This window comes from Ruegeria sp. SCP11 (assembly GCF_040329455.1).
GTDB lineage: Bacteria > Pseudomonadota > Alphaproteobacteria > Rhodobacterales > Rhodobacteraceae > Ruegeria > Ruegeria atlantica_E.
In genome coordinates this window covers 22,390-47,534 of sequence record NZ_JBDZYG010000006.1, presented here as the reverse complement: position 1 = coordinate 47,534, position 25,145 = coordinate 22,390, and the positions used below count along the sequence as shown (strand labels likewise).

Sequence of the window (25,145 nt, the reverse complement as noted above, 5' to 3'; positions counted from 1 at the left end):
CCCAGGAAAACTAGAGCCTTTTGGCCTTCTGGCTAGCCCAGCACGGAGAAACTGCTTTCTTCGTTGATCGGACGTTTACGGGAATAGAACCCGACATCAATCATGCGCTTGATATAGGGTAGTTCGAATTGCAACGGTTGCGCGTCGTGATCCATCCCGCCTTCACAATAGTCGATCAGCGCGGTCATCATCTTGCCTGCAATCGGTGCGTTCTTGTACTGGTTCCCGCTGGTACCGCAAGCCATGTAGAACCCCGGTAGACTGGACTTGTCATAGATCGGAATCCAGTCGGTCGAGGCGTCATACAAATCGACCACCCCACGCGTTTTTGATGGGATACCAAGGCTGGGTACACGTTGCGCATAGCGCATGGCCTGCGTGGTCCACTGATCCGTGAAATCGTGATTGTAATGCACGTCGTCCTCGCACCACTGGTGAGGATCACATTCCGGGTCTTCCGAGCCGACGAGGATGTGGTTGCCATGTTCAGGGCGGCAATAGCAGGCAATATCGCTGTCCGATACGATGGTTCCGTCGTTTTCGAAATCGAACCCTTCGGGCGCGGGGACGTGTACCACTTCCTGCCGCAAAGGGCGGGTCTCAATGGTCATGTCGTCCAGCACACCGGCCAACTTGTTGATGATGGCCGAGCCCGGCCCCGCGACGTTCACCACCACTTTGGCGCGGATTTCCTCACCCGACGCCAGTTTGACGCCCGCAACACAACCTCCTTCGGTCAGTATCTCGACCACCTCGGCCCCGGTACGCACCTCGGCACCGTGCTGTTTGGCGGCATCCATCAAGTTCTGCGCCGAAAGCGCCGGGTCGGTAACGTAACCGGCCTGCGGCCAAAACACACCGCCCTGCATCTTGCGCCCGTTGGGCTGGCCGAACTCCGGATCATCCATGCGGCGCGCCGGCGAAAAGCTATCCAGAGAATAGACTGGCAAGCGTTCGGTGATCTTTTCAGGCGACCATTCCTCGAAAGGGCAATCCAGATCGGCACTGTTCTTCATGTGCTTTTCCAGCATCCCGTTGGCGTCCGTCTTCATAACCAAACACCCTGTTTCCCGGAACTGAGCCAGGTTGGCGTCTGCAGGCAGGCCCAGATACTCGGCCCAGTCACGCCAGTAGTGGTAGCCTTCCCAGGCAAAAGCGGTGCCGTCGAAGGTTGAGTAATGCATCCGGATGATCGCGCAGGACCCCGCAGTTGAACCGTGACCGACCTGCGCGTTTCGGTCCAGCGACAGGGTTTTCCACCCGGCCTTAGCCATCTCGAATGCAATGGCGGCGCCGATGACGCCGGTGCCGATGATGACTGCGTCTGGTTGGCTCATTCTATGTCTCCCTCCCAATAGCGCTTTGAATATGCGCTGAATTCTTCAACTTCCTCGGGTCGCGGTTCGACACCGGTAAAGACGTAAAGGTAATGCGATACCATCGACAACCGCGTTTCCATTGGCTCGTTCAGTTGCGCCAGATCGTAGCCAATCTGCATGTAGTACAACACGCGGGCACGGGTTTCGGCCTCGACCTCGGAATACCCATAACGCGCGAACATGGCATGAAGTGCCTCGAGCCGCCGGGCGTCCGATTGATCCAGCGCACGCCGCACCTTGCCCGACTTGCGCGCCCAATCGCGCACGGCAAAGTCCAACGCCGTGTCGAACAGATCGGTGTTCACCACGCAGCGATGCACGTTACAGACTGCGCCTGTGATCGTCTCTGCCGGAGCTTCGGCCTGCGCGATCAGGGCTGCCGTATTGGTCGCCTGCCAGCGGGTTAGCAACGCGTCCAGCAGTTCCTGCCGCGACTTGAAGTACCAGTAGAAAGAAGACCGCGATACGGCCATCCGCTCCGCCAAATTCAACACCTTGATGTGGTCCACACCGTCCGAGATGAGCACGTCCATCGCCACGTTCAGCCAATCGTCGCGCGTGACCTTGATGTTGCCGACCAAAGGTTCAGCCTTGGGATCGTCCCGGTGCAGGATCGGTTTGGTGTTCATTCAACTCTCCGGCGGTGCGCCGCCCTCAGCCGTACGACGCGCTATGAAATCCTGCAAGGCACCCATTCGGTCGCTGTCCCCAGCGGGTGCTTTGAAATCGCTCAGAATGCCTTTCCAGACACTGGTTGCACGGTGATTGGCATCAACCGAACCGCGTTCGGTCCAGGTGCCGAAATTGGCGTAGTCGTGGACGTGGGGCTGGTAGAATTCGGTGTTATACCGCTCCATCGTCTGACTGGAGGCAAAAAAGTGACCGCTGGGTTCAACCTCCCGCAGGGCCGTATCAAAGCCGATCTCGGCGGTTCCCGCCTGCGCCCCGGCGCAGAGTTCGGCGACCATGTTCAGCACCTCGGCATCACAGATCAGCTTTTCAAATGACACGGTCAGCCCACCCTCAAGCCATCCGGCTGAATGGATGATCACTGTCGCGCCGGCCATCAGACAGCCCCAGAGGCCGAACTGGTTCTCATTCGCCGCCTGCACGTCGTTGATATTGGCGGCTGATCCGGCTGCGGACCGCCACGGCAGACCCAAATACCGCGCTAGCTGTCCCGCCGCCAGTGACGCCTGAAAATGCGACGGCGTTCCAAAAGCCGGTGCGCCGGATTTCATGTCCACATTGCTGGTGAAGGTACCATAGCAGACCGGCGCGCCCGGATTGGTTAGTTGGGTCAGCGTCAGTGCCGCCAAAGCCTCAGCATGGGACAGCGTGATTGCTCCAGCCACAGTGATCGGTGCCATCGCGCCCATCAGAGTAAAGGGCGTGATGATCGACATCTGGCCGTGGCGGGCAAAGTCGATCAGGCCCTGAGCCATCGGGATATCCAACGTACGTGGGCTGTTGGTGTTGATGATCGTGTAGCAATGCGCGTTGCCCCGGAAGTCGTCGTCCGACAGGCCTCGCGCGGTGGACAGCATCTCAAAACAGTCCATCACCTGCGGGGTCCCGCGCGAAAAGAAGAACGGGAACTTGTCCGTCAACTCCATCTGCGCCTGCGTCGTGAAATAGTGGCGTAGGTGGGTTGGCACGTCCTGAGGCTCGACTTGGGGCGAGATCATCTGGAACACGTCGAAATGATGTGTGAGTTTCAGGAATTCCAGATAGTCCTGCCTGGTCGCGGGGCGGCGGCCCCGTTCCAGATCAGTGGCGTTCGGGGCGCCCGCACCCGGCTGGAATACGAGGCTGCCGAGTTCCAGCGCAAAATCACGCCGACGCGCGCCTGCCCGGCAGTTGATCGACTTGGGGGCAGCAGCGACGGCGGCTTCAACCATGTCGCGACCGATGAAGACCATTTCGTTGTCTTCTTCCACGCGCGCGCCCGCTTTCTCAAAGATCCGGCGGGCTTCGGGCAGCAGGACCTTTACTCCCAATTCCTGAAGCGTCCGCAAGGCCGTTTCATGCATGTCTCCAATCTGATCTGCAGGAAACACATCCATCTGCGGGAACGGATTCCTGAGCTGGCGATAGTTCACATCGCGCTGCGGCGGAGGTGTTGCCTCAGCCCCGCGTCCACGCCGTCGCCTGCCGCGCTCGGATGTTTGCGAAATGACCATCAGCCCCTCATCGCCTCGCCCTGCGGGTCATACGGAGACGCCGCTATGACGCGTGCGGAACGCTCAATACCGACCACATGCACAGTCAGTTCCGTACCCGGTTCGGCCTTGTCGCGATCAACCAATGCCATCGCCAGCGACTTGCCGATGTAATGGCCGAAACCGCCCGAGGTCACGAATCCCACACGGTTTTCGCCTGACCAGATCGGCTCATACCCGCTGGCATCTGCGTCCAGCGCGTCCACCTCGAGCGTCACCTGAACCTGCGCAGGACCGTTGCCGTCTCGCTCGGCAACAGCCGCGTCCTTGCCGACAAACTCCTTGTCCCAGTCGATCCAGCGGTCCATCCCGGTCATACCTGGTGTATAAAGCTGGGTGAATTCCGCAGACCAGATGCCAAAGCTCTTTTCCAACCGGGTCGAGAGCATGGCGTTGAAGCCACATTCGCGAATACCCTCATCCGCTCCGGCCTCGAGCAACATGCGGCGCAGTTTAATGTGATCGCCGCAGCGACAGTTGATCTCGTACCCCTTTTCGCCTGTCACCGACATGCGTGCCACGCGGGCGCGGACCAGCCCGATATCGTAGTCACCGCAACCCATGAATTTCAGGCCCGAGAGATCCTGCTCGGCCAGTTTCTCGACTACAGCCTGCGACTTCGGACCGACGACGGCGAACCCACAGTACTCCTCACCCAGATCGCGGATATCAACGCCGTCAATCATGTGATCGTCAAACCACCGCATATGCCAGGCGCGCAGGTAGTAGCTGCCCATGATCCACCACGTGCCATCGCCCCAATTGAGCACGGTCAGATCACCCTTGAGCCGCCCATTCTCGCCCAGCATCGGAGCCAGCTTGGCGCGGCCTGGCGCGGGCAGTTTTGAGGCCATTACCTTGTCCAGCCAAATCTCCGCATTCGGGCCGCTGACTTCGAACCGCGAAAAGCCCGAGATGTCCAGCAAGCCCACACCTTCGCGGATCACCTTGCACTCTTCGGCCACGATGTCATGCGCGTTGGAGCGTTTCAGTGTCGGCGTCTCTTCAAACCCTTTCGGCGCGAAATAGAGCGGCACCTCGAGATCCCAGCTGACACCCCATTTGCACCCGGCCTCGGTCATCGCGTCATGGGCCGGAGCCATTTTCAACGGACGACCCGCAGGCAATTGCTCGTTCGGATAGGTCATCACGAAGCGGCGGGAATAGAACTGGCCGGTCGTCTCGCGGATGTAGCGCTTGTTCTGCGCGAAGTCGCCATAGCGCGCCACATCCATCGGCCACGCATCAGCCTCGGGCTCACCATGGATCATCCATTCAGCCAGCGTTTTGCCAACACCGCCACCCTGCAGGAAACCTGCCATCACCGCACAGGCAGACCAGTAGCCGGGCTTGCCGGGCACCGGCCCAACCAAAGGGTTGCCGTCGGGTGAGAAGGTAAACGCGCCGTTCACCCATGTCTTGATGCCCACATTCTGGATGGACGGGTAGCGTTCAAAGCCCAGCGTCAGTTCGTTCTCGATGCGATCGAGCTGTTCCTGAAACAGTTCCTCGCCATAGTTCCATGGCGCACCGTCCATGGCCCAGTGTTCGTGATCGACTTCGTAGATACCGACCAGAACGCCCTTCTGGTCCTGCCGCATATAGGTGAAGCCTTCGAGATCCACGGTCATCGGCATCTCGAAATCCGCCTCGGCGACCTCGGGAACGGTGTCGGTGATCAAGTAGTGGTGTTTCAGCGGAGAGACTGGCAACTCAATCCCAGCCATACGCCCCACCTGTTTGGCCCAGAGGCCTGCCGCATTGACAACATGTTCACAGGTGATCGTGCCCCGGTCAGTCACCACCTGCCAACCATCGGCGGTCTGGATCAGTTCCTCGACCTTGGTTTCTTCATAATACTCCGCGCCGCGTTTCTTGGCGGCGGTCGCATAAGCCTGAACGGTCCCGGTCGTGTCGATATACCCCTCACGATCCGCCCACATTGCACCAAGCACACCGTCGGTGGACATGATCGGGCAGCGCCTTTGCGCTTCTTCCGGGGAAAGCAGCTCGCAATCATCAATGCCAATGGACTGGAAAATACGATAGTTGGCCTGCAGCCACTCCCACCGTTCCGGTGTTCCCGCCAGCGTCAGGCCACCGGTCATGTGCAGGCCGATATTTTGGCCGGACTCTTTTTCGATCTCGCTGAGCAGGTCGATTGTATACGCCTGAAGCGAGGCCATGTTCGGGTCGGCGTTCAGTGCGTGGATACCGCCTGCCGCGTGCCAGGATGACCCCGAAGCAAGCCGCCGTCGCTCCAGCATCACCACATCCGACCAGCCGAACTTGGCCAGGTGATACAGAACCGAGGCACCCACGACACCGCCCCCGATAACCACAACGCGATACTGAGATTTCATCCTGCCCTCCCCTGCATGGTACGCAGTGGACGCTAAACTCACTGTTCACTTCTGTCTAGACATTTCTGTACAGTTCTATCTGCGCGCAATTTGCGAACGAAAACTACCGGATTAGAGCTGAGCGCTGGGACGTGCGCTGATCGTTTCATACCACGCCAGCGTGGCCGAATTTTCCTTTGGAATTCGCTTCTTGATCACCCGAGCAAAGTCCACAAAGACAAAGGTGGTGATATCGGCCAGCGTAAACTCGCTCCCGGCGATATGGGGGCTTTCCGCCAATCGCGTTTCGAGCAATTCGAAGAAATGTTCAACGCGCCCGGCCCCACGCTGCGCGAGTTCAGGAATCTGAGGATGATTCACCGGGCCCGGAATCGCCCTGTCGGCAAAGGCCGGATGCGTGTTGCGAAGCGTCTCGGCGATGGGTTGCCCACCCTGCTGCTCGACAATGCTGTTCCACATCAAAACCTGGCCCTTTTCATCTGGGGTTCGCCCCATCAAAGGAGGTTCAGGAAAACGGGCTTCCAGATAAGCGGCAATACCAAGGTTTTCGGTCAGTGCCGCGCCTTCATCGGTGATCAGCACCGGAACAGTCGCGTTTGGGTTTACCGCTTTGAACGCATCGCTCAGTTGTTCACCCATCGCAATCGAAATCTCGCGGGTTTCGATGTCCAATCCCTTCTCGGCAATGAACATGCGGGCGCGGCGTGGGTTGGGGGCCGTCGAGCAATCGTAGAACAGCATGGAACGCTCCTGAGGCTTAACGGCGATAGATAAAACACCGGCCCTCGACGGCACCGAGCGGCAGGGGAATTTCGGTCAGGCCATTGAAATACATCCGGTCGCTGGAAACCATCAGCCCGCCTTCAGCCAGCAGAGGCTCGATCAGGGGCGATACGAATCTGGCAAAAGCGTCGTTCTTTTCGCGGTTATGACCGCCGAGATCGGCGTGAATAAGGCTTGCTGTCGCGCCAAATCGGTCCAAAGCGGCGGGCAGCGTCTCGCGCACATCCCCCAGAATCACTCGGTCCTCGGGCGGTGTGGAATCCGGATGTGAGGCCACCGCTCTCTCGAAAACAAAGACTGGGCGGTTCTTCACGTATTGCACCATGTGATGATAGGTGCGCCCATTGCCCAGACCCAGCTCGAAAACCGGACCTGACATGCCGCGCGTTTCGGCGATGGCAAAATCCAGACAGGCGCGCTGCGACACCATGCGGTCAATAAACAGATCCAGTCGGCTTTGGTCGTCGGACACGGGGAAATATCTCCTTGATAGTAAGTCGACTTGTTAGATGTGGCCGACAAGGCATTTGATGACAAATCCTCAAGACTTTGTGTAGGCAAATTGGCGTCAGATTCACAATTCCGCGACATTTCGGCGTAAGAACGGGTTTGACTAGCCTGCCCCAACCGCGCGAAACTGCGTCAAAAAACACGGGGAGTTGATCAAGCCGATGCCGAACTACGGCCGAACGGGTGGAATACCCGCATGACCGCGTTGCTGTCTGTCCGCGATCTCAGCATCGGATTTGGTGCGGGTGAGGCCGTTGTCAAAGGCGTCAACTTCGATGTGGAGGCTGGGCAAACGCTCGCTCTGGTGGGTGAGTCCGGATCGGGCAAAACCATCTCATGCCGTGCCGCCTTACGCATTTTGCCGCGAACGGCTCAGATTCGCAGTGGCACGATTACCCTGAATGATTCCAAAGGCATGGTAGATCTGACCCGGATCAACGAACGTGAGATGCGCGGCATTCGCGGCAATCGGGTCTCGATGATTTTCCAGGAACCGATGCGGTCCCTGTCACCTCTGCACAAGATCGGCAATCAGGTCAGCGAAGTTCTGTGGCTGCACCGCGGCGCTTCCGAGGCGCAAGCCCGCAAAGAAGTCATTACGCAGTTCGAACGTGTAGGATTCCCGGACCCTCAGCGCGCCTATGATTCTTACCCGTTCGAGTTGTCTGGTGGTATGCGTCAGCGTGCGATGATTGCGATGGCAATGGTGTCCAAGCCGGAACTGTTGATCGCGGATGAGCCAACCACAGCGCTTGACGTAACGACACAGGCGCAGGTGCTGGGTCTGATCAAAGAGTTGCAGCGCGAGACCGGAATGGCGCTTATCCTTGTCACGCACGATCTGGGCGTTGTGGCCAACATGGCCGAGCAGGTCGTCGTCATGCACAAGGGCCGCGTGATGGAGTCGGGTGCCGCTGCACCGATCCTGACCGCGCCTGCACATCCCTATACGCAGCAACTGTTCAACGCCGCGCCCGAGATCCCCGATAAGGAAGCGGTCGGGATTCCAATGCCCGACGAGGACTTGATCCTGCAAATGAAGGATGTGTCCAAGACCTACACCATGCGGTCCAGCAGAGGCTGGCAGGGGGAGCGTCTGATCCATGCCTGTCGTGGAGTTGATCTGAAACTGGCGCGCGGCAAAACTCTGGCCATAGTGGGCGAAAGCGGATCGGGTAAGACCACGGCCGCGCGCATCGCATTGGGCGCCGAGCCACCCGACCCCGGTGGAGAGGTACTGTTTCGCACCTCTGCTGCCGAAGACCCGATCACCGTACACCACATGACCCGCGCCCAGCGCACGGCCTTTCAGCGCAAGGCGCAGATGGTGTTTCAAGACCCCTACAGCTCGCTCAGCCCCCGGATGCGCATTCAGGACGCGATGACCGAGCCGCTGGAGATACACAATATCGGGTCGGCATCAGAACAGCGGGACAAAGCTGCCGAGATACTGCAACGGGTGGGCCTGAACGCGGATATGCTGAAACGTTACCCTCACGCCTTTTCCGGCGGGCAGCGGCAGCGCCTGTCCATTGCCCGAGCGATGATGCTGGACCCGCAACTGATCGTCTGTGACGAGCCGACCTCGGCACTGGATGTTTCCGTTCAGGAGCAAATCCTGACGCTGCTGGAAAACCTGCAAGACAGTCTGACGCTGTCTTATTTCTTCATCTCGCATGACCTTGCCGTTGTCGCACGCATCGCCGACGAAGTTGCCGTTATGCGCCGCGGGCTGGTGGTCGAACAGGCCCCGCCCGAGACCCTTTTCTACAACCCCCGCCACCCTTACACAAAGGCGCTGATTGCCGCTCAGCCAGAACCTGACATCAACCGACCCATCGACCTGAAATTGGTTGCTTTGGGCGCAGGTTCGCCAGACAGTTGGGATGACGCCTTCCGATTTACGGACTCCGTGGTACCTTCACTGGTAGAGATGGAGCCCGGCCATAAGGTAAGATGCCATGTTTAAGACCACTCGCCCCCTGTTTCTGGCCGCCACGCTGGCCGCCACATGGATGCTGCCCGCAACGGCAGAGACACCCACCCCGCTGGAAGGAGAATTCTGGGCCACCGAGGTGAATGCAGGCAACCTGCCACCTATTCAGGAACGCCTTCCCGCCGAACCGCTGGTCGTAGATCTGGCTGCCAAAGGTCGGGAGTTCGGAACACCCGGCGGCACATTGCGCACCATGGTCACTCGGTCCAAGGACATTCGCCAGATGGTTGTGTACGGCTACGCCCGATTGGTCGGGTTCAACGAGAATTATGAATTGGTCCCCGACTTGCTTGAGTCGTTCGAGAGCGACGGCAACCGCAAATTCACGCTGAACCTGCGCGAAGGGCACAAGTGGTCCGACGGGTCGCCTTTCACTTCCGAGGATTTTCGGTACTGGTGGGAAGACGTTGCAAATAACGAGCTTCTCAGCCCCTCTGGCCCGCCCGATTTTCTGATCGTCGAGGGCAAGCTGCCAACCGTCTCCTTCCCTGACGAGACCACTGTCGTTTATGAATGGGAGGACCCCAACCCCGACTTCCTGCAATCGTTGGCTCAAGCTCGCCCGCCGTTTATCTACCGGCCTGCCGAGTTTCTAAAACAATATCACGAGAAATATGCCGACGCCGAAGAACTGTCCTTTTTGGTCAACGATGCCCGCGTCAAAAGCTGGGCAGCACTGCATAACAAGCTGGACAATTTGTACAAATACGACAACCACGAGTTGCCGACGCTACAGCCTTGGCTGAACGCCAGTTCGGGCAAGAAGATCCGGCACAATTTCGTGCGCAACCCATACTATCACCGTATTGACAGCAAAGGCGTGCAACTCCCCTATATCGACGTGGTCGAGATGGAGATCGTCGCCCCCGGTCTGGTTGCCGCTAAGGCCAATGCCGGAGAGACAGACCTGCAAGGGCGTGGGCTGGCGTTCCGCGATGCCTCGATCCTGAAAAAAGGCGAAGAGGTCGGCAACTATAAAACGCGGCTGTGGAAGACCGGGGTGGCCTCGCAGATTGCAATCTATCCCAACTTGAACTTTGCAGATGAAGGGTGGCGCGAGGTCCTGCGCGATGTGCGCGTACGCCGTGCCCTGTCTTTGGCCATTGATCGCGAGACGATCAACCAGGCACTGTACTTCAAACTGGCTCTCCCTGGCGCGATGTCAGTCCTGCCGGCCTCTCCGTTTTACTCCGAAGAAAACGCACAGGCTTGGGCGCAATTCGACGTCGATCAGGCCAATGCCTTGCTGGACGAGGCCGGTCTGACCGAGCGCAGCAGGAACGGAATCCGCTTGTTGCCTGACGGTCGCCCGATGGAATTGATCATCGAAACCGCCGGTGAACGGCAAGAGGTCGAGAACGCCTTGCAGATTGTCACCGACACATGGCGCGAGATCGGTGTGGATTTGGTGATGCGCCCGCTGGACCGGGACATTCTGCGCAACCGTGTGTTTGCGGGCAACACCATGGCCTCGGTGTGGTTCGGCTGGGATGACGGCATTCCGCAGGCCCACACCTCGCCCGCCTATCTGGCTCCAACCGATCAGGTCTTTCTCGCCTGGCCGAAATGGGGACAATACTATCAGACCAGCGGTGATGTGGGCGAAGCGCCCGATATGCCCGAGGCCGAACGTCTGATGCAACTGGCCCATGATTGGGAAGTTGCCACCTCTGATGACGAGCGTAAGGCAATCTGGACCGAAATGCTGAACATCCATGCCGACCAGCTTTATGCCATCGGTATCTTGAATGGCGCGCCTCAGCCGGTTGTGGTTTCCAACCGCCTGCGCAACGTGCCTGAACAGGCCATGTGGGCTTGGGAGCCCGGCGCGCATTTCGGCATTCACCGGCCGGACGAATTCTTCTTCGCCGACTGATCAGGAGCAGCTAAATGGTTATGCTGCGCTATGCAGTCTATCGCTTTTTCACGATGCTGTTGACGCTGCTGGTGGTGTCGGTACTGATCTTCGTGATCATCAACCTGCCGCCCGGTGATTACCTGAGCAACCAGATCGCGGAACTGCAGGCCTCGGGCCAGTCTGCCGGCGTTGCCAAGGCTGAATTCCTACGCACGGAATATGCGCTGGACCGGCCCATCTCGGAGCAATACCTGATCTGGATGGGCTTCTGGCCCGGCCCCCATGGGTTTGAAGGGCTGCTGCAAGGCAACTATGGTTGGTCCTTCGAATTTGACCGCCCGGTGGCCGAGATCGTGGGTGACACCCTCTGGCTGACAGTAATCGTCAATCTGGCAGCAATTCTCTTCGTTTATGCGGTCGCCCTACCCTTGGGTGTCATCGCTGCGGCCCGGTCGCGGACGTGGATCGACTATACTTCGGCCTTTGTCGGCTACCTCGGCCTGGCCACCCCGAACTTCCTGCTGGCGCTGATCCTGTTCTATTACGGCCACCGTTATTTCAACCTGCCGATTGGGGGCCTGATGGATCCTTCGTTTGAAGGTCAGCCAATGAGCTGGGAGAAAATGAAATCCATCCTCGTCCACCTGATCGTACCAACCTTTGTCATTGGCACATCAGGTGCATCGGCCATGATGCAACGCTTGCGTGCCAATATGCTGGACGAGCTTGGCAAACCTTATGTGGAAACCGCTATTGCCAAAGGTATGTCCCCGTCACGGATGCTGACGAAATATCCGCTGCGCGTTGCCTTCAATCCTTTCGTGGCCGATATCGGCAATCTGCTGCCCTCGATGGTGTCCGGGTCAGTTCTGGTCTCAGTCGTGCTGGGCCTGCAGACGATCGGACCGGCCTTGCTGACGGCGCTGAAAACGCAGGACCAGTTCCTGTCCGCCTTCATCCTGATGTTCGTAGCTCTGCTGACCCTGATCGGCACCATGATCTCCGACATCCTGCTGGTTATGCTGGACCCGCGCATCCGGTACGAGGGGCGTGAAGCATGACCCAACATCCCGACGGTCGCTATGTCGACGACGCTCCATATGATCCAGACGCCGCCCTGCAACAGCTTGAGCGCGCAGATCTGGACGCGCCGAATTGGGTGCTTGTCTGGCGCAAGTTCAGAACCCACAAGCTGGGCCTGATCTCAGGCATCTTCTTGCTGCTTTGCTACCTGATGCTGCCCTTTGCGGGGTTCATCGCGCCTTATGGACCGAATGAACGGAACGGCGAGCATCTCTATGCGCCCCCGCAAAGTGTCAATTGGTTCTACGAAGGTAAATTCATTGGCCCCCACGTCTTTCCCATCGTGGCCGAGGCCGATCTCGAAACCTTCCAGTGGAAGTTCGTCCCCGACCTTGAAGACCCGCGCGCGGTTAAGTTCTTCTGCGAAGGGTCTGAATATAAGCTTGCGGGTCTGATCAGATCAGACACCCATCTATTCTGCGCCCCCGAAGGTGCAACCTTGTTCCTTTGGGGATCAGACCGTCTGGGTCGCGACGTGTTCAGCCGCATTCTCTACGGTGCGCAACTGTCGCTGACCGTGGGTCTGATTGGCATTTCGGTGTCGTTTTCCCTTGGAATCATATTTGGCTCGATGGCCGGGTATTTCGGCGGCAGGATAGACTGGGTCATCAACCGCGTGATCGAGATTCTACGTTCTCTGCCCGAGTTGCCGTTGTGGCTGGCACTGTCCGCTGCTGTGCCGTCGAACTGGAGCCCGGTCGCGGTATTTTTCATCATCTCCATCATTCTGGGCATTCTTGACTGGCCCGGCCTTGCCCGTTCCGTTCGTGCTAAATTCCTATCGCTGCGCGAAGAAGAATATGTGCGCGCAGCCGAGATGATGGGAGCAAGTTCCGGGCGGGTGATCCGCAAGCACCTGCTACCGAACTTCATGTCCCACCTGATCGCATCGGCCACCTTGTCGATCCCAGCGATGATCCTTGGGGAAACGGCCCTCAGCTTTCTTGGTCTCGGCTTGCGGGCACCGGCGGTCAGCTGGGGCGTGATGCTGAATGACGCACAGAACCTTGCCTCGATCGAGATTTACCCGTGGACGGCGATCCCGATGCTTCCGATCATCGTCGTGGTGCTGGCCTTCAACTTCCTAGGTGACGGTCTGCGCGACAGCCTGGACCCGTATCAGCAATGACCCTGATCTCCGCCCTCCCCGCCTCTGACGGTTACAAGGCGACCGGAAAGGGCGCGCGACCAAGCGCCTTTGCCGTGTCCGAACTTGCGACGGCCAGTTTTGGTGCGGTCGGTCAGGAACTGGCGCGTTTTGTGACTGCTCTGAGCCTCGCAGCCAAAGCGCCAGAGGTTACTGTCGATCATCGCCTGGCCTCGCTCTGGTACGGCTTTTCATTCAAACCAGACGGGTGGGAAATGCCGGACCTCTGGGATGCGGTCGCCGGAGATTATCAAGCCTCAGACGGCTGGATCAGGTTACACACCAACCTGCCCCGCCACAAATCGGCAGCGCTGAAGGTTCTCGGTGTGAAGGCTGATCGAAACGCCGTAGCGCAAGCCCTGAAAGACTGGTCCATTGCTGATCTGGAAACAGCCATCGTCGCCCAGGGCGGCGTTGCCGCGGCCATGCGCAGTCGCACGGAATGGCTCGACCATCCTCAAGGCAGGGTCATTTCCCGCGACCCGCTGATCGGCTGGCACAGCCCGAGGCAGATAAAGTTACGCGACCGCCCCGAGGCAACGGCCAGCCGGCCCCTCGCAGGCCTGCGTGTTCTGGACCTGACCCGCGTTTTGGCAGGTCCGGTTTCAACCCGCACGTTGGCTGGATTTGGGGCCGAGGTTTTGCGCATCGACCCACCTGGATGGGACGAGCCCGGCGTTATTCCCGACATTTCGCTGGGCAAGCATTGCGCTTACTTGGACCTGAAATCTCCTACCGGATTGAGCAAGTTGCAGGACTTGCTTTCACAAGCCGATGTTTTCGTTCACGGCTACCGCCCTGGCGCATTGGATGCCCTTGGCCTAACCAAAGCCAAGCGGGATGAGCTGGCTCCGAACCGGGTCGAGGTCACCCTGAACGCCTATGGCTGGCAAGGGCCATGGTCCACCAGACGCGGTTTTGACAGCCTTGTGCAGATGAGTGCAGGCATCGCAGATGCCGGGCGGAGCTGGGCCAAAGCGGAAAAGCCGACACCACTGCCGGTTCAGGCTCTGGATCACGCGACAGGCTATCTGATGGCCGCCGCCGTGCTGTCGGCACTGGCCGAGGCCGCCTCGGGCAATTCGATCATGCTTGCCCAGTTGTCACTGGCTCGCACCGCAGAACTGCTGGCCCGACTGGCGAAATCCGAAACGGATGAGGACATAACCAGTGCTGTGCCTGCCGATTATGCACCCGAGATCGAAGCTTCAGGCTGGGGCAACGGTCATCGTCTAAAACCAGCCCTGGTCGTAGGTTCCGCTAAAATGTCCTGGCCCCTGCCCGCTTCCAAGCTGGGCACGTCCAATTCAGATTGGCCATCCCTTACCGCATGATCCGACCGCCGCGCGGAACGCGCGGCCCTGCCCAACGCTTTGAATGGCGTCTCGTCAGAGATGCAATTCAAAGGGGCGGGAGCCGCCCCTAGCGGTCGTCGCCTCCACCGGGTCCGATATCGTCCAGATAGTCCTCGTCGATCGCGGCCTGTACGGCACCGGTCACAGCTTCGCGTTGTTTCGGTGATAGATCTTCCGGGTCTTTCCCTTCGGCCAGCCGCACGGTGACCTCGCGGTGGGCAAACTTGATACCTTCACGGGCAAACAGCTCGCGGATCTCCTGATACACCTTCTTGCGCACCAGCCACTGATCCCCCGGCTTGGTCATGAACTTGACCCGGATGATCATCGCCGAATCCTGCATCTCGATCACACCCTGCGATTTCAACGGCTGGATAAAGTTGTCACCGATCACCGGATCGCTCAGCAACTGCTGACCCAGCTTCTTGATCAGTTTGCGCACCTTTTCGACATCGGTGTCATAGGTCACGCGCAGGGGCAGTTTCATGATCACCCAATCGCGCGAATAGTTGGTCAGCACCTTGATCTCACCAAAGGGAATGGTGTTCAGCGCGCCAAGATGGTGGCGCAGCTGGAACGACCGGACTGAGATCTTCTCCACCGTTCCCTTCACGTCGCCGATGTCGATGTACTCACCCTTGCGGAAGGCGTCATCCATCAGGAAGAACGCCCCTGAAAAGATATCGCGTACCAATGTTTGCGAGCCGAACCCAACAGCCAGACCTACGACACCGGCGCCTGCAAAGAGCGGACTGACATTGATGCCCAACTCCATCAGAACGATCAGCGCGATGGTCACGACCACAACAGCCAGAATGGCACCCCGGAACAGCGGCAGCAGCGTCGCCAGACGGCTCTGCCCACCTTCGCCGCCCTCGTCGCCCAATTCCGCCTCTTCACCGCCATCGTCGATTTCCTCGGCAATCTTGCTGTCGATCCAGATGCGGAAGAAATGGAACAGGATGTAGCCGATGAACAGGATGACCATCACGTCCAGCGCGCGATCGATTGGCAGGTCTTCACTCCAACTGGCTTCGGGGTTCCAGATCACAACCAGTGCATATAAGCCAACGACAAAGGCTAATATCCCCGCCACACGACGGGCCAGATCCTCATATGTCAGGATCGAGTGTTGGCGTTTCTCCGCCTCAGGTGTCTCGGCGGGTTCCGCAACCTCTTCCGCTGCCTCCGCATTCAAATCTTCCATTTGGCGGTTGCGGTCGAAATAACGCTCCAACAGATAGTTCATCGCCCCATAAGCCACGACCACCGACATGAAGATCGCATAGCTGCTGGCTACGATCGGAAGCGAGTTCTCATTTTCCAGAACCAGATCAACCGCCAGTTTGAACCAGCTAAAGACGATATAGACGATCAGCGCCGGTGCCCAAGCGAACGAGATAAAACGCGAAATCCAGGACACCTGATCCGGTGCACGCCCCCCGCGGATGGCGTTGGAAATGGCGCGGGCGTTGAACAGGATCATCAGCACATTGCCCAGCGCGCCGAACATGGTCAGGCTGCCATAGACCATCGCATAGACATTGTAGTTCAATCCGAAATCGGCAACCCAGGTCGAAAACAGAACAACTGATATGTCATAGGTCGCAAGTGCAGAGGCCCAAAAATACAGGCGTTTCGCGTCCCGATCAGAAAACGGTGGCAGACGATATTGGCTAAGGTAAGGCGACAACACCATACGCCACAGATCGGACACCGTTCGCGACAGGAAGAAGGCGGTAAATATCGCCGTCACGGTGAATTGGATCGAGATGTCTTCAGCCTCACCAAAGAACAGGTATCCAACGATAAGCGCCATGAGCATCGCAAAGATCGTGGCTCCGATACCCATAAAGAAGCGGAACACCAGAAACGGCATCTTTTCCCGATAGCCCTGAGGGTTTTCCTTGGACCGTGCGACAACAAGCTTCTTGGCCATGCGCTTGCCATAGATCTCGGTTGACAGCCAGCGCCCCAACAGCAGGAAAAGGATATTCCAGAACAGCACCTCAACATAGGTTTGGATTCGACCATCTGGGCTGGTCTGACGCAAAACGTACTGCACTTCGAAAATCGAGTAGGGCAAGGCCTCCAAGCGCGATTGCATGGACGCGCGGAAGTCCGAAAACTTCTCTTGCGCCTTCATTAGCTGCGAGCCTTCGGCCATTGGGTCGTGCGCTTCTGGATCCGCAGCGCCAGCCTGATTGCCCGATGAGACGACCTCTCCGGTGCTGTCGATGACGATCACGCTGGCACCGGCTTCGGTCGCAGCCCTGATCGCGGCGGCCAGATCACCGTCCTGATCCGAAGCTGTCTCCGCTTCGGAGCCCGAGTTATATCCAGGGATCAAAGACGTTTGCGCTGCTGCTGCGGTGACAAAGGCCGCTGCGAAAGCCCACAAAACAAGGGCTATTCCAGCAATGAGTTTGAGTTTCATCGAGCAGTCTATCCAATTCACGTGTTGCACCGCAGGTTATCGAAGCGCCTGAGTATATTCAAATATTCAGCCTTTCGCTTCCCGAAATCGTGTCATTTCGTGTTCCCGCTGCAATGTTGGAGACAAGAGTGTTTTCAACCTTGAAAAAACTGAATATGACCGACGCAGTAGTTTGGGTGGAATAGCAAGATCAACGCCGACCTCGGCAGGTTAAAACACCTGTTTCCCTCGGCGCTCAGGATGTTGCCATTTCGCCATGCTTAACGAATTTGCACGATCTCGAGACCCCCTTTGGCAAGCGGCGTCAAAGAATATACGGTAACGGGGGGAAACGCGCGGATTTGCACCCAGAAACACGATAGGCGAAGGCATGAGCCTAGGAATACAAAACAATACAACCGGCCGGGCGCCGCGCATTCTGTTCTACAGCCACGATACGTTCGGATTGGGGCACCTGCGCCGGTCGCGTGCTCTAGCCGCGGCCATTACACAGGCCAACCCGCAGGCGTCGGCTCTGATCCTGACAGGATCCCCTGTGGCAGGCCGCTTCACGTTTCCGCGCCGGGTTGACCACGTGCGCCTGCCGGGCGTGACCAAACGCGCCGATGGATCTTACGCGGCGCGAACAATCGGCATGGGTATCGAAGAGGTCACTGAACTCCGCTCGGGGCTGATCCAGACAGCGGTTCAACAGTTCGGCCCGGATATGCTGATCGTCGACAAGGAACCCACCGGCTTTCGTGGAGAGCTGGTCCCGACACTGGAACACATGCTGCATTCGCAGCGCACCAAACTGGTTCTTGGCTTGCGCGATGTGCTGGACGAGCCTGAAGTACTGGCCGCCGAGTGGGAGCGAAAAGAAGCCCTTGCAGCGACCGAGCGTTTCTATCACGAAATTTGGGTCTATGGGCTGCGCTCAATCTATGACCCGACCAAAGGCCTTCCGCTCAGCCACGCGGCGCAATCGCGCATTCACTGGACCGGCTATCTGCGTCGCGACCTTGGCCCGGTGGGTGAGCCGCCCGAACAACCTTACATCCTAATCACGCCCGGTGGCGGTGGCGATGGCAAAGCGATGGTTAATCTTGTCCTGTCTGCCTATGAGAAGGACCCGACGCTATCGCCCCGCGCAGTGCTGGTCTATGGACCCTTCCTGTCCGGCGAGTTGCGTGAAGAGTTCGAGACCCGCGTCGCCGCGCTGAATGGCCGGGTGACCGCTGTTGGGTTCGAATCCCAGATCGAAACGTTGTTTGCTGGGGCAGCCGGGGTGGTTTGCATGGGCGGGTACAACACCTTTTGCGAGGTGCTCTCGTTCGACAAACGCGCCGTCATTGTACCCCGCACGACTCCGCGTTTGGAGCAATGGATTCGCGCCTCGCGTGCCGAGGGGCTTGGTCTGGTCAGCATGCTGGACGAAAACCGGGACGGCTTGACACCGGACTCAATGATAAACGCGATCCGCAACCTGCCGCATCAGCCCCTGCCGTCACAGGCCATTCAGGCCGGGCTGTTGGATGGGCTGGACTACGTCACCGACCGCGTAGACACATTGCTGAGCCTGGAACAGGAACGGGCCATCGGATGACCGCAGCCCAAACGAAACTGGCGGTGCTGGTCAAAGGGTGGCCGCGCCTGTCCGAGACGTTCATCGCCCAGGAACTCGTCGCCCTGCAGGAAGCCGGGCACAGTTTTGACATCTGGTCTCTGCGCCATCCGACCGACGTAAAACGCCACCCGTTGCATGACCGCTTCCAAGGTCAGGTGCATTACCTACCGGAATACCTGTACGAAGAACCGCAGCGTGTCTGGGCCGCTCGGCTGACGGCGCAAGCGCTGCCGGGTTACACCGAGGCTTACCGGGTCTGGCGCGCCGACCTGCGCCGTGATCCGAGCCACAACCGCATTCGGCGCTTCGGGCAGGCCTGCGTACTGGCCGCGGAACTACCCGAAACAACGCGGGTGATGTATGCACATTTCATGCACACTCCGTCCTCGGTCGCGCGCTACGCCGCGATCATGCGTGGCCTGCCGTGGAGCTTTTCAGCCCACGCCAAGGACATCTGGACCTCGCCCGAGTGGGAAAAGGTGGAAAAACTACAGGCCAGCACCCACGGCGCAGCGTTCGGCGCGACCTGCACGGCATTCGGGGCGAAACATCTGCGCAGCCTCGCCGATGACCCGTCTCGCGTTGACCTGATCTATCACGGATTGGACCTTGGCCGCTTTCCTGCCCCGCCCGACCGCACGCCACGCGCGCCGGACGCATCGTTTCACATGCTCTCGGTCGGTCGTCTGGTCGAGAAAAAGGGCTTTGACCGTCTGATCGACGCCTTCGCGCTGCTGCCTAAGACGCTTGACTGGCATTGGACCCATATCGGTGGCGGCACGCTAAGTGACGCCCTGCAAGGCCGCGCCGAGGCCGCAGGCTTGTCACACCGGATCACATGGAAAGGCGCCTGTGACCAGCCCGAGGTCATTGCCGCGATGCGCGTCGCCGACTTGTTCGTGCTGCCTAGCCGAATTGCCGAGGACGGAGACCGCGACGGACTGCCCAACGTTCTTATGGAAGCCGCGTCTCAGCTGTTGCCGATCCTGTCGACGCCGGTCTCTGCTATCCCCGAGTTCATTGAAACGGGAATACACGGGGTCTTGTCTGATGATGAGCCCAGCGCGCTGGCCACGGCAATCGCCCAACTGGCTGCCGCACCGGATCAGGCTGCGTCGATGGCTTCCGCTGCCTATGACCGGTTGATTACTGATTTCCGCATGGACCCCGGCATCGCACGTCTGTCAGAACGTCTATGCGCGTTGGGTTCAGGCACAGATTGATGGCAAGGGTCGCATTTTACGCTCCGATGAAGGCCCCGGACAGTCCAGTGCCATCGGGGGATCGCGAAATGGCCCGCAACCTTATGCAGGCGATCTCGGCACAGGGCGATACCGTCGATCTGGCGTCCCGGTTACGCGTGTACGACAAGGCCGGAGATGCGCAGGTGCAGGCCGCATTGCGCGCCGAGGCCGCATCGGAAGCACAGCGTCTGATCGCCGAACTGTCGCCGGACACCGCTCTTTGGGTGACCTACCACAATTATTACAAAGCTCCGGATCTGCTGGGGCCAAGCGTTTGCAAGGCGCGGAATATCCCGTACATCCAACTCGAAAGCACCCGTGCGACCAGTCGCCTGAACGGCCCCTGGGCCGAGTTTGCGCAAGCCGCGCATGATGCCTGCGACATGGCTCAGGTGATCTTTTATCACACCGCCAATGACCTGATCACTCTGAAACGGGAACGGTTCGGTGACCAACGTCTCGTGGAACTACCGCCGTTTTTGCCGCTGTCAGACTTACCGCCTGCATCCCCTTGCGTTGGCCCGATGCTGACGGTCGGGATGATGCGACACGGCGACAAGCTGGCGTCTTACACCATGCTTGCTGACGCGTTGGCCCATCTGGACATCGATTGGAAGTTGAATATCGCCGGCGATGGCCCAGCCCGCGCAGAGGTCGAGGAACTCATGGCCCCCTTCGGGTCCAAGGTCCGGTTTCTGGGTCAGTGTGACCGCAATGCTTTAAAGGCCATGTACAGTACGGCCTCCCTTCTGGTGTGGCCCGGTGTGAACGAGGCCTACGGAATGATCTATTTAGAGGCGCAGGCCAGCGGCCTACCAATTGTCGCGCAAGATCGACCCGGTGTGCGTGACGTCCTGACCCCGTCGGATTACCCTTCGGTCGATGCAGGCTCAGAAGGTCTGGGCGCAAGAATGCAAACTTTGCTGAAGGACCACGCCTTGCGGCTATCGGTCGGAGCAAAGGCCCGCACACTGATGGCTAAGCGCCACATGATGCCTGCTGCCACAGACACTTTCTGGCAAACCGTGCGACCAATGGTGGAGACCACCAGATGACCCGATTGGCGCTGCTTCGACACGGGCACACCCAATGGAATCGCGCTGGGCGTATTCAGGGGCGCAGCGACATTCCTCTGGACGATGAGGCCTGCGCGGAACTTGCAGGGACACGCCTTCCTGCCCCATGGGACGGCGCAGACCTTTGGTCCAGCCCGTTGTTGCGCGCCAGTGAAACGGCGCGTCTGGTCGCCGGGCGCGAACCGCAGACCAAGGATGCGCTGACCGAGATGAACTGGGGCGATTGGGAAGGTCTGCGCGGAGTGGACCTGATCGCCGATCCAGACAGTGGTTATCGTCATATCGAAGACTGGAGCTGGGATTTCCGCCCCCCGAACGGCGAAAGCCCGGCCGAGGTTTGGACCCGACTGAAACCTTGGCTGAACGGGCTGACAGGTGACACGGTTGCTGTCTGCCATATCGGCATCATGCGAGTCATACTTGCGCGTGCCTGGGGATGGAATTTCGACGGCCCCGCCCCCTTTAAGATCAAGCGCAACCGACTGTATGTCGTTGATATGCCGACCCTTACCCCTTTGCCGGAACCGATCCGCCTGATCAAACCCGAGGCGCCAAAATGAAGGTGATGATTGTTGTCACACATTTGCTGGGCACGGGCCATCTGAGCCGGGCGTTGACACTGGGCCGGGCATTTGTAAGTGCAGGCCACGAGACATTTGTCGTCTCGGGCGGGATGCCAGCACCGCAGTTGGACAGTACAGGCCTGACGGTGCTGGGCTTACCGCCCCTCCGCTCGGACGGCACTGATTTCACCCGGCTTTTGACCCAAAGCGGTGAGCTAGCGAAAACTGATTACCTGAAGGCACGTGAGACAGCTTTGGCCGAAGCCATTCGGAGTTTTGCGCCGGACGTTCTGATCACAGAGCTGTTTCCCTTTGGACGGCGGTCTCTGGCGGCAGAATTCAACGCCGCTTTGGAAACGGCACACTCCCTGCCGCGCCGCCCAATTGTTCTGGCTTCTATCCGGGACATTCTGGCGCCGCCCTCCAAGCCATCGAAAGCGGACCGCACAGCAGAGATTGTCGAGCTATTCTATGACGGCGTCCTCGTTCACTCGGACCAAAGCGTCATTCAGCTGGACATTAGTTGGCCCGTTACAAGGCAATTGCGCCAGCGGCTGTTTTATACAGGCTTTGTTGCACCCAATGCCCCGGTACCGCACGCCGATTTGGTAGGCAAAGACGAAATTCTGGTCAGCGCAGGTGGTGGATCAGTGGGCCAGCCGATCTTTCACGCGGCCATCGAGGCCGCCCGAAAGATGCCCAACAGGCGCTGGCGCCTGTTGGTGGGCGGACAGGACGCACGAACGCGGATTGATCAATTGCAGAAGCTTGTTGGCGATGCCCCGGTTACATTGGAACCGGTGCGCCCGGATTTTCGCCAGATGCTGCCTCTTGCCGCGGCCTCGGTCAGCATGTGCGGCTACAATACTGCGCTGGACATACTGCAATCCGGAACGCCGGCAGTGTTCATTCCGTTTGACGACGGTAAAGAAGTTGAACAGAGCTTGCGCGGTCAGAGCCTCTCTGAACAGCCAGCCATCGACGTTCTGCCCAGCAAGGAACTTAATGCTGATGCTTTGGCACGGGCCGTTGCTGCGGTCATTTCCAGCGGCCCGCGCCCGGTGCCCTCTCAGGGTTTTGACGGCGCCGCCAGAACGGTCGAGATTGCGGTAAACCTGAGGGGTCAAGCATGACAGTGGACTGGCGCCCTCTGGATACCGAATTGACTGCGTGGAAGGCTGAAGAACTGACGCTGCCCGTATGGTGGCGTGATGACGATGCCGTTTCTGCGACACCGCAGCTTAAGACACTGTCGAAGCTTTCAGTCGCATTGGGTTTGCCGGTACACCTTGCGATCATTCCCCGCGACGCCGATGCAACGTTGGTGGAACATGTCACGGCCCACAAGACATTGATCCCGGTGGTGCATGGCTGGGCACATCATAACCACGCGCCGCCTGACGAGAAAAAATCCGAGTTCCGGTTGCACCGCCCGCAAAAAGAGATCCTGAGCGATGCACAGTCCGGGTTGGAACGGTTGAAATCACTGTTCGGGGATAGACTCTGCCCGATGTTCGTTCCTCCGTGGAACCGCATAGCGCCTGACGTCGTTCGAGAATTACCTGGCTTGGGCTATTGCATCCTCTCAACCGCGACACCGCGTGCGACCAGCTGCCCTGTGCCTGGGCTAGAGCAGATAAACACCCATCTGGACCCGATCGACTGGCGTGGCACACGCGGTCTGATCTCTAAGAATACACTGATCATCCAGACAGCAGGTCTGCTGCGCGACCGGCGCGAGGGGCGTGCCGACAATGCCGAACCGTTCGGTGTTTTGACCCATCATTTGGTCCACGATCAAGACATCTGGACTTTCACCGAAGAGTTGCTGCGCAGACTTCTGGACGGCCCCGGCCATGCCTGGGCAGCACCAACCAAACCAACCGGGGGATTTTAATGAGCCGACTGGATTCCATGCTACGCCGCCTTACGGCCCAACGCGACGGGCTGAATTGGGCCGTGGCGCAGATCAGCGATATGGAGGGCGATGTTCTGGACATGGGCTTGGGCAATGGCCGCACCTATGACCACCTGCGGGAAATCCTGCCGGAGCGGAGAATCTGGGTGATGGACCGAGTGTTGCAATGCCACCCGTCCAGCACGCCCCCGGCCGAGGATTTTTTGCAGGGTGAGGCGGAACCCATGCTAGAGAAACTGGCTTCTAATGCCTCCAGGATCGCACTCGCCCACTACGATTTCGGACGCGGTATCAAGGAGGAGGACGTTGCCGAAGCCGCCCGCCTCAGCCCGCTGATCGCAGAGGTGATGCAGCCCGGAGGGTTACTGATCTCAGGCCAACCTCTGGTCGGATTCGAACAAATCCAAGGCCCGGGCACTATCGCACCAGACCGCTATCTGTTCTATCGCGCCTGATCAGGCTACGCGCCGCCCGCGCGACCACACTCCGTTCAGTGCAGGGGCACCCTCACGCATACGGAACCGGATCACATCCGCGCGGGCTCCGGTGCGCAATTCACCTCGGTCAGGTAACCCGACGACCTGCGCGGGCGTCTGCGTTACAGTCCGCAGACCGCGGGGCATGTCCCCCCACATTTCACCCAATCGTGTGGCCGACAAGAGTAACGCGGCGGGTACGTAGTCCGAAGACAGGATATCGAGGTGGCCCAGATCGGCCAGCTCCCGTGCGGCGACGTTCCCGGAATGCGAGCCGCCCCGGATCACGTTGGGTGCTCCCATCATCACCTTGATGCCATGATCATGGCAGGCTCGGGCAGCCTCGACTGTGGTGGGAAACTCCGCCAGTTTAATACCGTGACCGGCCGACACCGCCACCTGCTCTTGCGTGGTATCATCATGGCTGGCCAACATCGCACCAAAGCGCTTGGCGGCTTTTACGGTTTCGACTTCATGACGGTCACCATTGCGCTCGCGCAACGTTTTGAGCTGCGCAACGTGCTGCAGGAACTCGTCATCATTCATGCTGTGCTTGCCCTTCATGTAGGCTTCGAGCTGCGACATATCCCGGAACTGCCGCTGCCCCGGTGTATGATCCATCAACGAGACCAGACCGACGCGATCTTCTGGGCCGAATTCGTCCAGCTCATCGACCAGCGTTTCAGAACAAACTTCGGCCCGAAGATGCAGGAAATGGCTGATCTTCAGGGCGTCCTGTTCGCGCAATTGCCACAGCTCTTGGGACAGGTTGCGCGCGTATTTCTTGTAGCGGCTACCACTTGGGATCGAGCCGATGCGCATCGCGTCAAACACGGTGGTGATTCCGGTGCTGGCCAGTTCCGCATCATGGGCCAGAATCGCTGCAGCGTGGGGCCAGTCGACCTTGGGGCGCGGCTGGATGTGGCGCTCAAGGTTATCCGTGTGCAACTCGACCAAACCGGGGCTGACGTAATCGCCTTCGCAATCTTCCGCTCCTGCTGGTACTGTCGAGCCAATATCGAGCTCGGCAATGGTCTCTCCAACAATGCGGACGCTGCCGGTTACCGTCTCATCCGGAAGAACAAGGGTGGCATTGGCAAGGATCGTTTCTTCTGTCATCTGAACTTCA

At 59.0% G+C, this 25,145-nt stretch carries 20 protein-coding genes; 12 read left to right on the top strand and 8 right to left on the bottom strand.

The window, feature by feature from the left end:
- Positions 1-32 precede the first annotated feature (32 nt).
- The 6 genes from ABLN94_RS10730 to ABLN94_RS10705 form a co-directional block, all read right to left on the bottom strand.
- Positions 33-1,337, bottom strand: a complete 1,305-nt coding sequence (locus tag ABLN94_RS10730; RefSeq protein WP_352992246.1) for an NAD(P)/FAD-dependent oxidoreductase — start codon at positions 1,335-1,337, stop codon at positions 33-35.
- Entirely contained in the window at positions 1,334-2,008 is a 675-nt protein-coding gene (locus ABLN94_RS10725) for a TetR/AcrR family transcriptional regulator (RefSeq protein ID WP_352992244.1), read from the bottom strand. The genes ABLN94_RS10730 and ABLN94_RS10725 overlap by 4 nt, the downstream gene beginning before the upstream one ends.
- The gene (locus tag ABLN94_RS10720) at positions 2,009-3,562 is read right to left on the bottom strand and encodes a trimethylamine methyltransferase family protein (protein ID WP_352992242.1); all 1,554 of its coding nucleotides are present in this window, start codon (positions 3,560-3,562) and stop codon (positions 2,009-2,011) included.
- Positions 3,562-5,964 (bottom strand): GcvT family protein, encoded by a 2,403-nt coding sequence (locus ABLN94_RS10715; RefSeq protein ID WP_352992240.1) that lies wholly within the window; start codon positions 5,962-5,964, stop codon positions 3,562-3,564. The genes ABLN94_RS10720 and ABLN94_RS10715 overlap by 1 nt, the downstream gene beginning before the upstream one ends.
- A 111-nt stretch (positions 5,965-6,075) precedes the next feature.
- Positions 6,076-6,705, bottom strand: a complete 630-nt coding sequence (locus ABLN94_RS10710) for a glutathione S-transferase family protein (RefSeq protein WP_352992238.1) — start codon at positions 6,703-6,705, stop codon at positions 6,076-6,078.
- Positions 6,706-6,721: 16 nt separating this feature from the next.
- Positions 6,722-7,219, bottom strand: a complete 498-nt coding sequence (locus tag ABLN94_RS10705; RefSeq protein ID WP_352992236.1) for a class I SAM-dependent methyltransferase — start codon at positions 7,217-7,219, stop codon at positions 6,722-6,724.
- A 234-nt stretch (positions 7,220-7,453) separates the two neighbouring features.
- Between ABLN94_RS10705 and ABLN94_RS10700 the strand changes: the two genes are divergently transcribed.
- From ABLN94_RS10700 to ABLN94_RS10680, 5 genes are read left to right on the top strand one after another with little or no spacing between them, the layout of a single operon-like run.
- Complete coding sequence (locus ABLN94_RS10700; protein ID WP_352992234.1) at positions 7,454-9,226, top strand: ABC transporter ATP-binding protein; 1,773 nt, start codon at positions 7,454-7,456, stop codon at positions 9,224-9,226.
- Positions 9,219-11,129, top strand: a complete 1,911-nt coding sequence (locus tag ABLN94_RS10695; protein WP_352992232.1) for an ABC transporter substrate-binding protein — start codon at positions 9,219-9,221, stop codon at positions 11,127-11,129. Before ABLN94_RS10700 ends, ABLN94_RS10695 begins: the two co-directional genes overlap by 8 nt.
- Before the next feature lie 14 nt (positions 11,130-11,143).
- Complete coding sequence (locus ABLN94_RS10690) at positions 11,144-12,172, top strand: ABC transporter permease (protein WP_352992230.1); 1,029 nt, start codon at positions 11,144-11,146, stop codon at positions 12,170-12,172.
- Positions 12,169-13,323 carry an ABC transporter permease gene (locus ABLN94_RS10685; protein WP_170492287.1) on the top strand — a complete coding sequence of 385 codons (1,155 nt, stop codon included), beginning with the start codon at positions 12,169-12,171 and terminating at the stop codon, positions 13,321-13,323. Before ABLN94_RS10690 ends, ABLN94_RS10685 begins: the two co-directional genes overlap by 4 nt.
- Complete coding sequence (locus ABLN94_RS10680) at positions 13,320-14,675, top strand: CoA transferase (RefSeq protein WP_352992228.1); 1,356 nt, start codon at positions 13,320-13,322, stop codon at positions 14,673-14,675. Before ABLN94_RS10685 ends, ABLN94_RS10680 begins: the two co-directional genes overlap by 4 nt.
- Positions 14,676-14,763: 88 nt before the next feature.
- Here the strand turns inward: ABLN94_RS10680 and ABLN94_RS10675 are convergent, their stop codons facing one another.
- Positions 14,764-17,133, bottom strand: a complete 2,370-nt coding sequence (locus ABLN94_RS10675) for a mechanosensitive ion channel domain-containing protein (RefSeq protein WP_352992226.1) — start codon at positions 17,131-17,133, stop codon at positions 14,764-14,766.
- A gap of 370 nt (positions 17,134-17,503) precedes the next feature.
- Here ABLN94_RS10675 and ABLN94_RS10670 point away from each other — a divergent pair, with 370 nt between their 5' ends.
- Genes ABLN94_RS10670 through ABLN94_RS10640 form a run of 7 tightly spaced genes read left to right on the top strand, consistent with a single transcriptional unit; the run spans position 17,504 to position 23,995 of the window.
- Positions 17,504-18,718, top strand: coding sequence for a glycosyltransferase family protein (locus ABLN94_RS10670; RefSeq protein ID WP_352992224.1), 1,215 nt, complete (start codon positions 17,504-17,506; stop codon positions 18,716-18,718).
- Positions 18,715-19,962, top strand: coding sequence for a glycosyltransferase (locus tag ABLN94_RS10665; protein WP_352992222.1), 1,248 nt, complete (start codon positions 18,715-18,717; stop codon positions 19,960-19,962). Before ABLN94_RS10670 ends, ABLN94_RS10665 begins: the two co-directional genes overlap by 4 nt.
- Positions 19,962-21,038 (top strand): glycosyltransferase family 4 protein, encoded by a 1,077-nt coding sequence (locus tag ABLN94_RS10660; RefSeq protein WP_352992220.1) that lies wholly within the window; start codon positions 19,962-19,964, stop codon positions 21,036-21,038. Before ABLN94_RS10665 ends, ABLN94_RS10660 begins: the two co-directional genes overlap by 1 nt.
- Positions 21,035-21,619: a histidine phosphatase family protein gene (locus tag ABLN94_RS10655; RefSeq protein WP_352992218.1), complete on the top strand. Its 585-nt coding sequence runs from the start codon at positions 21,035-21,037 to the stop codon at positions 21,617-21,619. The genes ABLN94_RS10660 and ABLN94_RS10655 overlap by 4 nt, the downstream gene beginning before the upstream one ends.
- Complete coding sequence (locus tag ABLN94_RS10650) at positions 21,616-22,755, top strand: glycosyltransferase family protein (RefSeq protein ID WP_352992216.1); 1,140 nt, start codon at positions 21,616-21,618, stop codon at positions 22,753-22,755. The genes ABLN94_RS10655 and ABLN94_RS10650 overlap by 4 nt, the downstream gene beginning before the upstream one ends.
- Positions 22,752-23,519, top strand: a complete 768-nt coding sequence (locus ABLN94_RS10645; protein WP_352992214.1) for a polysaccharide deacetylase family protein — start codon at positions 22,752-22,754, stop codon at positions 23,517-23,519. Before ABLN94_RS10650 ends, ABLN94_RS10645 begins: the two co-directional genes overlap by 4 nt.
- The gene (locus ABLN94_RS10640; protein WP_352992212.1) at positions 23,519-23,995 is read left to right on the top strand and encodes a class I SAM-dependent methyltransferase; all 477 of its coding nucleotides are present in this window, start codon (positions 23,519-23,521) and stop codon (positions 23,993-23,995) included. The genes ABLN94_RS10645 and ABLN94_RS10640 overlap by 1 nt, the downstream gene beginning before the upstream one ends.
- Here ABLN94_RS10640 and ABLN94_RS10635 read toward each other — a convergent pair whose 3' ends face one another.
- Positions 23,996-25,135: an alpha-D-ribose 1-methylphosphonate 5-triphosphate diphosphatase gene (locus tag ABLN94_RS10635; protein ID WP_352992210.1), complete on the bottom strand. Its 1,140-nt coding sequence runs from the start codon at positions 25,133-25,135 to the stop codon at positions 23,996-23,998.
- Positions 25,136-25,145: the final 10 nt, after the last annotated feature.

What these genes read in the sequence shown, in the direction of transcription:
- ABLN94_RS10730 (WP_352992246.1), bottom strand. Translation starts at nt 1,337, where the DNA reads ATGAGCCAACCAGACGCAGTCATCATCGGCACCGGCGTCATCGGCGCC.
- ABLN94_RS10725 (WP_352992244.1), bottom strand. Translation starts at nt 2,008, where the DNA reads ATGAACACCAAACCGATCCTGCACCGGGACGATCCCAAGGCTGAACCT.
- ABLN94_RS10720 (WP_352992242.1), bottom strand. Translation starts at nt 3,562, where the DNA reads ATGGTCATTTCGCAAACATCCGAGCGCGGCAGGCGACGGCGTGGACGC.
- ABLN94_RS10715 (WP_352992240.1), bottom strand. Translation starts at nt 5,964, where the DNA reads ATGAAATCTCAGTATCGCGTTGTGGTTATCGGGGGCGGTGTCGTGGGT.
- ABLN94_RS10710 (WP_352992238.1), bottom strand. Translation starts at nt 6,705, where the DNA reads ATGCTGTTCTACGATTGCTCGACGGCCCCCAACCCACGCCGCGCCCGC.
- ABLN94_RS10700 (WP_352992234.1), top strand. Translation starts at nt 7,454, where the DNA reads ATGACCGCGTTGCTGTCTGTCCGCGATCTCAGCATCGGATTTGGTGCG.
- ABLN94_RS10695 (WP_352992232.1), top strand. Translation starts at nt 9,219, where the DNA reads ATGTTTAAGACCACTCGCCCCCTGTTTCTGGCCGCCACGCTGGCCGCC.
- ABLN94_RS10690 (WP_352992230.1), top strand. Translation starts at nt 11,144, where the DNA reads ATGGTTATGCTGCGCTATGCAGTCTATCGCTTTTTCACGATGCTGTTG.
- ABLN94_RS10685 (WP_170492287.1), top strand. Translation starts at nt 12,169, where the DNA reads ATGACCCAACATCCCGACGGTCGCTATGTCGACGACGCTCCATATGAT.
- ABLN94_RS10680 (WP_352992228.1), top strand. Translation starts at nt 13,320, where the DNA reads ATGACCCTGATCTCCGCCCTCCCCGCCTCTGACGGTTACAAGGCGACC.
- ABLN94_RS10675 (WP_352992226.1), bottom strand. Translation starts at nt 17,133, where the DNA reads ATGAAACTCAAACTCATTGCTGGAATAGCCCTTGTTTTGTGGGCTTTC.
- ABLN94_RS10670 (WP_352992224.1), top strand. Translation starts at nt 17,504, where the DNA reads ATGAGCCTAGGAATACAAAACAATACAACCGGCCGGGCGCCGCGCATT.
- ABLN94_RS10665 (WP_352992222.1), top strand. Translation starts at nt 18,715, where the DNA reads ATGACCGCAGCCCAAACGAAACTGGCGGTGCTGGTCAAAGGGTGGCCG.
- ABLN94_RS10660 (WP_352992220.1), top strand. Translation starts at nt 19,962, where the DNA reads ATGGCAAGGGTCGCATTTTACGCTCCGATGAAGGCCCCGGACAGTCCA.
- ABLN94_RS10655 (WP_352992218.1), top strand. Translation starts at nt 21,035, where the DNA reads ATGACCCGATTGGCGCTGCTTCGACACGGGCACACCCAATGGAATCGC.
- ABLN94_RS10650 (WP_352992216.1), top strand. Translation starts at nt 21,616, where the DNA reads ATGAAGGTGATGATTGTTGTCACACATTTGCTGGGCACGGGCCATCTG.
- ABLN94_RS10645 (WP_352992214.1), top strand. Translation starts at nt 22,752, where the DNA reads ATGACAGTGGACTGGCGCCCTCTGGATACCGAATTGACTGCGTGGAAG.
- ABLN94_RS10640 (WP_352992212.1), top strand. Translation starts at nt 23,519, where the DNA reads ATGAGCCGACTGGATTCCATGCTACGCCGCCTTACGGCCCAACGCGAC.
- ABLN94_RS10635 (WP_352992210.1), bottom strand. Translation starts at nt 25,135, where the DNA reads ATGACAGAAGAAACGATCCTTGCCAATGCCACCCTTGTTCTTCCGGAT.